Below are 11,731 nucleotides of genomic sequence, written 5' to 3'. Positions count from 1 at the left end.
CTGCTCTATCGATTCCAAAGTGCTTGCATCGATGCTTAGCTTGTGTCGTCCCATGTCCCACTCCTTTTAATCAAAGTTATGGGACAAGATAATCAAGTTTTATGGCTTGTCAATGTAAATCTTGTATAACTCCCGCAGATAGACTTCCTGCTTGAAATCCGCCCGGGCGCTGAACTGCCAGGCGTTATGATAAAATTGGCCCGTGGGTGAGATAGTGAGGGTGAGGTCCAATTCAGGAGCGGAATAGAGGATAACGCTGCTGTCCGGCCAGGTGGTGCTGGAAACTGAGAAAGCAAGCGGCGGATAGGTGTATTCGCCGATCCTGGCAGTGGCATGGACATCAAGAATAAGGTCCAGACCGCCCAGATCGATCTGGTTGGGTTCCAGCCCGCCCAGTCCTGATAGTAAAAGCAACGCGACCGATAGCAGGACCAATCGCTTTAATTGGTCTCGCCTGTTGGGGAGGGAAAATCTATCAGCGCGAATCATTTGATGACGGTGAACTTCAGGAGTGACGTGATTCCGTTCTCAGGGCTGAGGCGGGCGAAATAGATGCCGGAGCCTTTTCCGGCGAAAGGGATCGCGAACTGGCCCTGGGTGGAGGTAAAAGCGTGGGACCCGACCTTCTGCCCGCGCAGGTTGTAGATGTCCACGCGCATCGGTTCCAAAGCAAATCCGGCGCGGCTTTTCAGAAGCAGGAATCCGTCGCGCTGCAGCATTTGGAAATTGGAAGGCGGCAAGCTGGCCCCAGAACGCTCCTCCCGCAGGTAAAAATGCCGGGTTTCGCCTGCTGCAAAAAGGGGAAAGCTGATCTTCTGGCCCCGGAAATCCAGGCACAGGTCCGCGATATCCAGAGCTGAGGAATTGGCCAGGCTTAGCCTGAACACATCATCCCCGGCTTTTTGCACCGAGACCACTTTCACCAGCTCGAGGGCCAGCATGCGGTCGAAGATGTCCTCCAGGGTGGCGATCCAGAGCCCGCGCTCCCGGCGGTACCAATCCAGCATCTGCAGCATTTCGTCCACGTCGTCGCGCACTTCGCAGGACCCGTCGGGCAAATACTGGTAAAAGCTGACCCGGGGCCCGAACTGCGAGGAGCAGAAGTGGGTGTAGGAAATGTGCAGCCCCCGCTCGGCAAGAAGCAGATCCAGGTTGTCCGGGGTCATCATGTATTTGAAGCAGAGGGGGTTGATGCCGTCGTTGTATTCCCAGACTTCCATTCTGGTGCGGCCATAGAACCAGACCGGACGGGTGAGGGAACTGGCTTCATAGACGATGTGGGGCAAATGCCAGGGCTCTTCAAAAGCGTTGAACGGATTAGTGAGAGGCGTATCGGCAGGCCAGGCGTAGTCTATCCCGGCCTGGCAGATCAGGTTGCCGACGAAATTCAAGCTTTCGGGGTCGAGCCCGCTGTAGGCAAGGTCTTCGGGATTGAAGGGCACGGCGTGGTCGATCCAGTGCCTGATCCCATAGGGCAGAAGGTCGTGCAGCAGGGCCTGCGCGTTGGTTCCGGGCGGATCCTCGTGGGTGGCGAAAGTGTGGTAGCCGATGCTGTTTCCCTGCTCCTGGATGGAGGTCCACATCTGGCCCAAAGTGGATTGGTTGCTGCCGTGGATGGTGGTGCTGACAGGGATTCCCCGGGCAAAGAAGCCCTGGGTGAGATACTTGGGGCTGGCCGGATCGGTGCTGCCCTCAAACACGGCCTGCAGGCGCGGAAGGATCTCCCCGTCGGCGTCGTTGGTGATGCAGAGGGCGGCCCGGCTGTCTCCCAGCCAGCGGTTGATATCCAGCAGAACCGGTTTTTCCGTGAAGAGCAGGAAACCCCACCGGTGCTTTCCTCCGGCTGGCTTGTACATCGTGTCGCGCAGGATGTCGGTCCTCTGGGTGACCGGATTGAAAAGGCGGAAAAAGTGGTTGCGGTAATCGTAAAGCGTTATCCGGTTGGCCGTGAGCCCCTCCACGCCTTCGCAGCCGGCATAATTGGAGGCCACGGTCCAGAACCTTTGATCCCCCAGAGTGTATTCCAGTGCCATGTCCGTGTAGGGCACCGCGTTCCTGTTGCGGTCCGGATTTCCGGTTTGGATGGCCTCAATTCCCTTCAGGACGGGGATCGCCGGGCCGTCCGGTCCAGACAGGTTGAGATAAAGCTCATGCAGATAGGTCTCCTGCTTGAAATCCGCGCGCAGGCTGAATTGCCAGGCCCGGGAGGCGAACTGCCCGGTGGGCGAAACGGCCACGGCCAGATCCAATTCCGGAGAAGAAAAGAGGACTACGCTGCTGTCGGGCCAGGTGCTGCTGGAAACATTGAAAGAGATAGGCTGGTAGGTGTTTTCGGCCACCCGGGCGTCGGCATATAGCCCCAGGGATAGTTCCAGGCCGTCCAGCACCAGGGGCTGCTGGCTTTGGGCGGACAAAGAGCCAGCCAGAAACAGAATGCCCGCCAGGAAAAGCAGCCGCAGCCTTGCCAGCGGCCTCAGCACTGGAACCTTTGTTGCGGGGAAAATCATTGGTAGAGGAAACGTTTTATCTTTTGAGTGGCTGTCTTTTCGAAAGGTTCTTTCTGTTCGACTATCTTGTGGATGCGGGAGAAGGAAGAGAGGTTCTGGTTCGCGTGGGCGCGGATCTCCTCCAGCAGGTTCTGGATCAGCTTTTCCGCGGGCACGGAGCCCATCTTGTCCAGATGGTAATGGCTGTCCAGGTATTCGTAGTTGAGGAAGGCCCTGGAGGTGATCTGCCCGCCGGAATCGAAGACCAGGGATTCCAGCACGGCCTCGTGCTCATTGACCCGGGCCTCGACCTCCTCGGGATAGATGTTCTCCCCGGAGGCGGCCACGATCACGTTCTTGCTGCGGCCGATGATATAGAGGTTGCGGTCCTTGCGCAGGATGCCCAGGTCGCCGGTTTTGAAGAATCCGTCTTCGGTGAAGACCTCCGCGGTGCGCTGGGTATCCTTGTAATAGCCCATCATCACGGTGTCGCCTTTGACCTGGATCTCGCCGATATGGGTTTTGGGGTCGGGGTCGGCGATGCGCGCCTGGAGATGCTTGAGCACCTTGCCCGTGCCGCGGAACTTCACCTCCTGCGGACTGCTGCCCGCGATGAGGGGCGAGGTTTCCGTCAGGCCATAGCCGATGGCGTAGGGGAACCCGGCCTCAAAGAGAAAGCGCTCCACCTCGTAGGAGAGCAGCGCCCCGCCGATGCCGAAGAAATGGAGCTCTCCGCCGAAGGTCTTCATCAGTTTCTTCCCGGCAACTTTATGCAGGAGTTTGCGGGTGGGGGGCATCTTGTAGAGTTTTTTGAAGATCGGATTGCCCGTGAGCTGCGGATAGATCTGCATCTTGAAGATCTTTTCGATGATCAGGGGGACGGTGAGGATCATGGTCGGCTTGATCTGCTGCATGGCCGGCACCAGGACCCGCGCGGTGGGGGGCTTGTCCAGATAGTAGACGCAGGCGCCCTGCATCATCGGGATGATGAAGCCGATCGTGCATTCATAGGTGTGGGAAAGCGGCAGGACGGAGATCAGCCGGTCGTGGTCGTCCATCCTTTGGAACTGGGTGGTGATGTAGGCGTCCAGGACGAGGTTTTTGTGGGAGAGCATCACGCCCTTGGAATGGCCGGTGGTGCCGGAGGTATAGATCAGCGAGGCCATGTCGTCCGGCGAGATCGTTTCCTTGATCAGCCCGACTGCCTTCATCGCCTTCTGCTTCAGCTTTTGCAGCTGCTTGCCCTGTTCGTAGATGAATTCGCTCAGCTTGTCCTTGGGAAATTCGCGCTGCAGGGGCTCGAAGTTGTCCAGGGCGACCAGGATCAGGTTCGGATCGAGGTCCGCATAGCCGATCTTGTCGTATTGGGCGGAGGAAACGAAGACCATTTTGGCATCGGAATGGCGCAGGATGTGGAGAATCTCGTTGACGTGGAAATCCGTGAGGATGGGCACAACCACCGCGCCCAGGGAAGTGATGGCCAGATAGGCCACGCCCCAGTTCGGCATGTTTTGGGAAAGGATGGCCACGCGGTCGCCTTTGACGATCCCCTGTTCGCTCATCATCAGGATCAGGGCGTTGATCTGCTCCCGCAGGTCGCCATAGGTGATCGGCTCGCAATCCACAGTGGAAAGGGCCGGACGGCTGGAGTAGAGCTCGCAGGAGCGGTCTATCATAGCTTTTAAAGTGAGTTCAAAAGGCGCGTTCATATTATCCTCATTTGCATAGGAGCATTTTTTTGGTGATGGACTGGCCTGGCCCGGACAGCCTGTAGAAATAGATTCCCGAGGGCAGGGGCTCGTTGTTGTCGCTGCTGCCGTTCCAAACCAGGTCATGCCTGCCGGGAGCCAGGAATCCTTCGAACAGGGTGGCGACCCGGCGTCCCCGGAGGTCGTGGATGTCCAGCTTGTATCTGTCTCCGGCGCTGATGTTCAGGGAGATCGTTGTGCTGGGGTTGAAGGGGTTGGGAAAGTTCTGGCCCAGGACCATGTGTGCGGAGGGAGCTTGGGTATCGTCCCAGATCGAAGTATAGCCTTGGATCCTGGCCAGGAAGACATCCCGCATTCCCGCGCTGGTGAGGAACAGATCGCCAAACTGCGCGTCGCCGCTGAAGGATCCGGCCAGAAAGATGTTCGAATGGTCGATGCACACGTCCAGGCCCTGGTCATTCTGCGTGCCGCCGGCTTGCATCACGTGCTGCCAATCGCCGGACAGGGAGATCTTGCTCAGGAAGATGTCGCCCAGGCCCCAACTGCTCAGATTGATGTTGCCAAAACTGGCGTTACCAAAGAAAGAGCCGCTCACGAAGAGGCTGCCGTAATCATCCAGGGCCATGCCGCCCAGGCTGATGATGTAGTTTCCTCCGGCCCGTCTGGCCCAGAGCCATGTCCCCTCGGAACTGATGCTGGCGATGAAGACCTCGGGATGGGTGTTTGAAAAAGCGTTGATGACATAGCCGCCAAAATCCGCGCTGACCCTGTAACTTCCACCCACAAAGATGTCACCACCCGGATCGACCACGATGCTCTGAGCCCAGTCGGGATAAAGGCCGCCACCCTGCCGCGCCCAAAGCCAGTTGCCATTGGGATCGAGCTTGGCCACGCAAACGTCGTGCTCTCCCGTGCTGGTGATGCCCAAGCTGCCGAAATTGGCCGTTCCGATGAAATTGCCGGCCACATAGATGTTTCCCTGGCCGTCGAGGGCTATTCCTGTGCCAAAATCCCCCACGGGCAGCCAGGGTATGCCCGGCTCCTCTTCGATGCTGCCCGCGTGCGCGGCCCAGACCCAGTTCCCCGCGGGATCGATCTTCGCGGCAAAGATGTCGCAGCCGCCATGACTGGTGAGGCTGGTGGCGCCAAAGGCGACAGTATCCAGGAAAGAGCCCACCAGATAGAGGTTTCCCCCTTGATCAGAGGCGATGCCATTGGCTTCGTCTGAATAGATCCCGCCGCCGCTGAGGGCCCAAACCCAGTTTCCGGAGTTGTCCAGCTTGAGGACGAAGAAATCGTGCTCCCCGTTGCTGGTAAGGGTGAAATCGCCAAAGGTGACAGGGGTGTAAAATATTCCTGTGACGAAAACATTGCCGTTGGGATCAAGCGTGATGGCCCGCGCGGATTCGCTCCCGGAACTGCCTCCGCTCTTTGCCCAAAGCCAATTGCCGTCCGGACCGGCCTTGGCGACGAAGATATCCTCGTCTCCGTTGCTGATCAGGACGCTGCTCCCAATATAGAGAGTATCCGCAAAATTACCAGTTACATAGCTGTTTCCCAAGTCATCGGCGACGATGGAAAGGGAATAATCATCCGAACTCCCTCCGGCAGGCAAAACCCACTGCCACTCCTCGATCTGGGCAAACGAAGCCACACAGAGCAAACTGAGGAGCGCAATGATGTATATGGTACTTCTCATCTATCCTCCAGAAAATGGATCACAAAATATTCAGTATCCGAAAACGGATGTACTTTGTCAAGATATTTCTCGCCGATCAGGCTCCAGTTTTATTGCCGGCTGTTGATTTAAATCCCAGTTCCAAATTAGGGAATGCCGTGATGAGTGGTGCCGGATTACTAGGCGATAGCCCCCATATCTGTGTGTGATGGGAGTCCGGAGGACGGAAGTGCGTTAGCACGGTATGGAGCGCAGCGGAATGCCGTGACCATGGGGGTATGCTCCCAAAGATAAAATATCCCCACCTCCACCTCCATTGGCGGGACGTCTTCCCGCCAATGGGGTGGAGGTGGGGTAAGAAAAAACAATCAATTTGTCCCCCACTATCACGGCATTCCGATCCTTATCCCGCAAACTCGCTGCGCTCCTTTGCGTGCTTGCGTCTCTTCATACCGTGTTAATGCACTGCCGTCCTCCGGGCTGAAAATGCCGGCTTACTGTTCCAGAGCTGGGGCCGGCTTTTTGCGGCGGCGGGACCTCTCTTCAAAGTAGGAATAGACCACGGGAACGAAGACCAGGGTGATGAGCGAGGAGCTGAGCATTCCGCCGACCACGGCGCGGGCCATGGGTGCCTGGGCTTCGCCGCCTTCGCCGATCCCGATCGCCATGGGGATCATGGCCAGGATGGTGGTGCTGGCGGTCATCAGGATGGGCCTCAAGCGCCGGCGGCCCGATTCCTCGATGGCTTCGCGCACTCCGAGCTTCTCGTCCCTGCGGAGCTGGTTGGTGGTGTTGACCAGGAGGATGGCGTTGTTCACCACGATCCCGCCCAGCATGATGATGCCGATGTAGGACTGGATGTTGAAGGTGGTGCCGGTGAGGAAGAGCATCAGGACGACCCCGATGATGGCAAAGGGCACGGAAAACATCACCACGAAAGGATCGCGCAGGGACTCATACTGGCTGGCCATGACCATATAGACCAGGATCAGGGCCAGGATGAAGCCGACCATCAGTTCCCGGGTTGATTTTTGCTGTTCTTCGTAATCCCCGCCGAAAACTACGGCCAGATCAGGCGGAATGGCGATTCCCTGCAGCTTGGAGCGGATGTCGCGGATGATCGAGCCCAGGTCGCGTCCGGTGATGTTGGCATTGATGGAAGTCACCCGTTCCTGGTCCTGCCTTTCGATCTCGGTGGCGCCGACGCCGCGCTCGATGCTGACCGCGTTGCGCAGGACGATGGGTGCCCCGGCGCTGTTGGTGAGGGTCAGGTTCAGGATCTCCTCCAGGCTGCCCCGGTCCTCATCCGCGACCTGCAGCACGATGGAATATTCCTTGCCGTCCTCGCTATAATAGCCGGCGGTGCGGCCGGATAAAACTGTTTGCAGCATGGAGGCGATCTGCTGCACCGAAAGGCCCAGTTCGGCGGCTTTTTGCCTGTCCACCAGAACGAGTTCCTCCGGGGCGCCGATGCTGCGGTTGATGCGGCTGTCGGTCACGCCATCCACGGAATCCATGATCCCCTGGACCTCACGGGCGAGGGTTCCGGCCCTTTCCAGATCATGCCCGCGGATCAGCACTTCCAGGCGCCCGCCTCCGGTCAGGCGGCTCAGTGCCATCATGCCGGCGCTCGGCTGGACGCGGATTTTGGCCCCGGGTATGTTCCCCAGCAAAGGGCGCAGATGGTTTGCCACCTCCTCGCCGGAGCGCTTTCGCTCATTCTGCTGGACCAGGGAGAGCCGCATGAAGCCGGTGTGCGATTCCGCAGCGCCCCAGCCTCCTCCGCCGGTGATGGTGACCATGTTCCTGAGTTCCGGAACCTCGTTTTGCACCAGGCCCTCGAGCCGCTGCATCACGGCGTCGGTGATGTCCAATTTGGTGCCCGGCTCCATTTCGACGTTGACGCGGATCTCGCCTTCGTCGGTTTCCGGCATCAGCTCAGTCCCCACCAGAGGGATCAGCAGCAGCGACCCGGCCAGCAGGCCTGCCGCGATCAGGACCGTGGCCAGGCGATGGTCCAAAGCCAGATGGAGCAGCCGTTTGTATCTGTCCTCCAAAGCGGAGAGCAGGCCTCCCACGCGGTGGTAGAGCTTCTTGCCCAAACTCTCGTCGGGCCTGGCCTGGGGATCGGTGAGCGAGAGCAGGCGGCTGGAAAGCATCGGCACCAGGGTCAGGGCGGTGACCATGGAGCAGAGGATGGAAAAGCCGATCACGTAGGAAAGCTGTTTGAACAGGATGCCGCTCATCCCGCGGATGAAGATCAGGGGCAAAAACACCGCCAGGGTGGTCAGCGTGCTGGCAATGATCGGGGAAGTGACCTCTTTGGTGCCTTCGATCGAGGCCTGCTTTTTGCCCATGCCCTTTTCCCGCAGGCGATAGATGTTTTCCAGCACCACGATGGAATTGTCCAAGAGCATTCCGACCCCCAGGGCCAGCCCGCCCAGGCTCATCAGATTGAGGGTGAGCCCGCTGAAATAGAGCAGGCCGAAGGTGGCGATCACGGAAACGGGGATGGCGGTGGAAATGATGGCGGTGCTTTTGATGTTGCGCAGGAAGAAGAGCAGCACGAAAATCGCCAGTATGCCTCCGAAAAAGGCGGACATGCCGACGTTGCGGATGGAGCGGCTGATATAGACAGAGCTGTCCATGATCGGCAGCAGTTTCACCTGGGGGATGTCCCGGTTGATGTTGGCAATTTCCTTTTGCGCGGCCCGTGCCACGGCCACGGTGTTGGTGCCGGATTGCTTGTTCAGGGAGATCTGGACCCCGGTCTGGCCGTTTATCCGGGTGTGGCGGGTCACCCTGGCCCAGGAATCCTCGACCGCGGCGATCTGCTCCAGGGTGATGGGCGCTCCGCCGCGCTCCAGGACCACGGTCTGGCGCAGTTGGTCCAAACTGGTGAATTCGCCGGGAGTGCGGATGTTGATCTCGCTTTTGCCGCTGGTGACCGATCCGGCGGGCAGATTGACGTTGGCGGCGCGGATGGCGCTGAGCACCTGGTCCAGAGGGACGCGCAGGCCCTTGATCTTGTCCGGGTCCAGATTGATGTGGATCTCCCGGTCCAGTCCACCCCGGACGCTGACCGCGGCGATGCCCGGGACCCGTTCCAGGCGGTATTCGATCCGGTCGCTGATCAGGCGGCGCAGTTCCAGCTGGCTCAGTTCGCTGGTCACGCCGATCTGCATGATGGGCGTGGCGGAAAGGTCAAACTTCCAAAGTGAGGGACGACTGGCCTCGGCCGGAAGGACGGACACGATCCTGTCCAGGCGGTCGCGCACGTCGTTCGAGGCCGCGTCCAGGTCTGTGCCCCAGTTAAAGGAGATGCGGACTCTGCTGTTGCCTTCGCTGGATTCCGATTCGATCGATTCCACCCCCGGCACCGCCGCCAGGGCTTCTTCGATGGGGCGCGTGACCAACTGTTCGATCTCTTCCGGCGCGGCATTGCCGTAGCTGGTGGAGATGCTCAGGGAGGGGAATGTGACGTCCGGCAGCAGGTCGATCGGCAGCCTGGTGAGCGCCAATCCGCCCAGGATTATGACCACCAGCACCACCATAATGGTGAAGATCGGGCGTTCGACCGCTTTCTGGGCCATGCTCATGGTTTGCCTGCCGCCTTGCCTTTTTTGGCCTCTCCGGCTTGATCCGGCAGCTTGATTTTGGCCCCGTCCTGAAGCTGGTCCTGCCCCAGAACGATCACCTCGCCACTGATCCGGGGCTCCACCACTTCGGTGAAGTCGCCGTCGGTGATCCCTATTGTGATGGGTATGAAACTGGCCGTCTGGGCCTCAGGGTCAACCACAAAGACCCCGCTAAGCCTGTCCCTTTGGACTATCGCGGCCTTGGGCACCACCGGGACATTGTCGTGCTTCGCGTATTCGATCTGCACCCGGACGAACATCCCCGGTTTGAGCAGCCCCCAGGAGTTGGGGATGTCGATCTCGGCCCGGGCCTGGCGAGATACGTCCTGCAAAACAGGGGCCAGCCGGGCCAGGCGTCCGGAAAACTCGCGCTCCGGAAAGGCGTCGGTCTGTACGCTCACGGGCTGGCCGATCCTGATCCGGGCGTAATCGCGCTCGATCACGTCGATCTGGGCGGTGACGGTGCTGTTGTCCAGCAGGGTCAGGATGGGCACGTTGGGCGTCAGCAGATTGCCCTCGTCAACAAAGCGTTCGCCCACCACACGGGTGTTTCCGCCTCCGTTCCAGGCGGCCGTTATCCGGGTGTTGGAAAGCTGGATCTCAGCCGTGCGCACAAGCGATTCCGCCCTCTGCACCTCAGCCTGGACGATGTCGTATCTGGCTCTGGCCGCAGCTTTTTCGGCGTCGGTCTGGTCCATCACCGCCTGGCTGGAATAATTTTGCTCAAAGAGGGTTTTGACCGCTTCCCAATTGGCTTCCGCGGCTTTCCAAGCCAGCCTGGCCTGTTCCACCTGAGCCGTCGCGACGGCCAGGTTTGCCCGCGCCTGCTCCAACTGCTGCTGATAGACGTCGTCGTCCAACTCCGCGACCAACTGGCCCCGGGTCACCCTGTCCCCGATGTTCACCATTAGTCGTTCCAGGCGCCCCGCCACCTTGGGCGCGATGGTGAAGCCGGAGATCGGTTTGAGCGAACCGCTGAACTGGCCGATGTCACGTACGGTCATTGACTGCACCGGTGCGGTTTGCACCGGTACGGCCTGCTGCCCTCTGTTGCCCGCGCCCGAGGGGCTTTTTTCCCTGATCCGGGCGATCACGCGCCAGCCGATCAGGATCGCCAGAATGATCACCACCAGCCAGATTATCTTTTTCATATGTTTCTCCCAATTATATAAACCAATCACAGAGTCGGGGCCGGCTTGCCCGAAGCCCAACTTCCTGTTTTGCTTTCAGTTATCAGGATTTAACTTTCCTGGGGGACCGCCTGATATTGTCAATTTATATGTGCGGAAGAGGCTCGGCGCCATACGATATTAGATCCCTTGGGCCTGATCGCCTGGAATTGGGGCTTGGGGATCTTCCTCCCACTCCCATCCGGTCTCGGTTTCCTCCGTGAACGGATAGTCGTACGCGTCGATCCCGTAGCCGTGGAACTGGCCCTCCCAAACGCCATACCAGACCTGCTTGCCAGCCCCGTCCGGAAAGGCCGCGGTGGAGGTGGCGACATAGGCTTCGGGCGGATCTCCGAAGACCTGGAAGCTCCAGTTGTTCAGCGTTTCGGGGTCCAGATCGCTGGCTTGCACGGCTTCTTCGATTCCCAATTCCGCGGCGGGGCCATTGTTCTCATAGTGCTGATCGTAAGCCTGGCGGAGAGCCGTGATGGCTGTCTGCGCCTGGTTGGATCGGGTTTTTTGCACCCCGCTCAGATAGAGCGGAACGCCCAGGGCGAACAGAATGCCCAGCAGGATGATCACAAAGTGCGCCGCCACGCCCCAGATGGCGGCTTTGCCCGCTCCCCGGGCTTTCATCGGGGCCCTGTCCCTCCAAAGCACATAGAGTACCAGGCCCAATACAGGCAGGAAAAAGCAGGCCACACCCAGGATGCCGATGGGGCCGTCGTTTGTGGGCACGAGTTGGGAGATGTCCGGCAGGACGCGGAAACCGCAGTGGTTGCAGAAAGCGGAACCATCCGGGATATCCCGGCCGCATTTGGAACAAAACATGGTGGTCCTCCTTGTTCGCGAAGATATTGCTTAACTATCCTGGCCGGCTGCCGCTGTCAAGGTTTTTCGCTCTTGGCGCGGCCGATTCTTCAGACTTATCTTTCCCACATCTAAATCATTGCAAATTAGACCAGGCAAATGACAGCGAGCTAACGCAAAAGATTAACTGGCAATGCGATACTTGAATCGCGTGAAATCGTGATTATCCAGTTCCTCCAGT

General features: G+C 59.1%; 7 protein-coding genes. All 7 read right to left on the bottom strand.

The window, feature by feature from the left end; translation table 11 throughout:
• Positions 1–99 precede the first annotated feature (99 nt).
• On the bottom strand, positions 100–435 hold the full coding sequence (locus tag K0B87_07880; protein ID MBW6514660.1) for a hypothetical protein: 336 nt from the start codon (positions 433–435) through the stop codon (positions 100–102).
• A 50-nt stretch (positions 436–485) separates the two neighbouring features.
• Entirely contained in the window at positions 486–2,480 is a 1,995-nt protein-coding gene (locus tag K0B87_07875; GenBank protein MBW6514659.1) for a T9SS type A sorting domain-containing protein, read from the bottom strand.
• A 23-nt stretch (positions 2,481–2,503) separates the two neighbouring features.
• Complete coding sequence (locus K0B87_07870) at positions 2,504–4,195, bottom strand: AMP-binding protein (GenBank protein ID MBW6514658.1); 1,692 nt, start codon at positions 4,193–4,195, stop codon at positions 2,504–2,506.
• 7 nt (positions 4,196–4,202) lie between these two features.
• The gene (locus tag K0B87_07865; protein ID MBW6514657.1) at positions 4,203–5,894 is read right to left on the bottom strand and encodes an SBBP repeat-containing protein; all 1,692 of its coding nucleotides are present in this window, start codon (positions 5,892–5,894) and stop codon (positions 4,203–4,205) included.
• Between the two features lie 473 nt (positions 5,895–6,367).
• Positions 6,368–9,472 carry an efflux RND transporter permease subunit gene (locus K0B87_07860; protein ID MBW6514656.1) on the bottom strand — a complete coding sequence of 1,035 codons (3,105 nt, stop codon included), beginning with the start codon at positions 9,470–9,472 and terminating at the stop codon, positions 6,368–6,370.
• A complete protein-coding gene (locus tag K0B87_07855; protein MBW6514655.1) occupies positions 9,469–10,662 on the bottom strand; it encodes an efflux RND transporter periplasmic adaptor subunit in 1,194 nt (397 codons plus the stop codon). The genes K0B87_07860 and K0B87_07855 overlap by 4 nt, the downstream gene beginning before the upstream one ends.
• Positions 10,663–10,821: 159 nt before the next feature.
• A complete protein-coding gene (locus K0B87_07850) occupies positions 10,822–11,511 on the bottom strand; it encodes a zinc-ribbon domain-containing protein (GenBank protein ID MBW6514654.1) in 690 nt (229 codons plus the stop codon).
• Positions 11,512–11,731: the final 220 nt, after the last annotated feature.

The sequence above is a fragment of the Candidatus Syntrophosphaera sp. genome, from assembly GCA_019429425.1.
Classification (GTDB): Bacteria; Cloacimonadota; Cloacimonadia; order Cloacimonadales; family Cloacimonadaceae; genus Syntrophosphaera.
This window is presented reverse-complemented; position numbering and strand designations above follow the sequence as displayed.

Excerpts from the sequence above, each read along its gene's own strand:
- K0B87_07870 (MBW6514658.1), bottom strand. The coding sequence starts at position 4,195 with ATGAACGCGCCTTTTGAACTCACTTTAAAAGCTATGATAGACCGCTCC.
- K0B87_07865 (MBW6514657.1), bottom strand. The coding sequence starts at position 5,894 with ATGAGAAGTACCATATACATCATTGCGCTCCTCAGTTTGCTCTGTGTG.
- K0B87_07860 (MBW6514656.1), bottom strand. The coding sequence starts at position 9,472 with ATGAGCATGGCCCAGAAAGCGGTCGAACGCCCGATCTTCACCATTATG.
- K0B87_07855 (MBW6514655.1), bottom strand. The coding sequence starts at position 10,662 with ATGAAAAAGATAATCTGGCTGGTGGTGATCATTCTGGCGATCCTGATC.
- K0B87_07850 (MBW6514654.1), bottom strand. The coding sequence starts at position 11,511 with ATGTTTTGTTCCAAATGCGGCCGGGATATCCCGGATGGTTCCGCTTTC.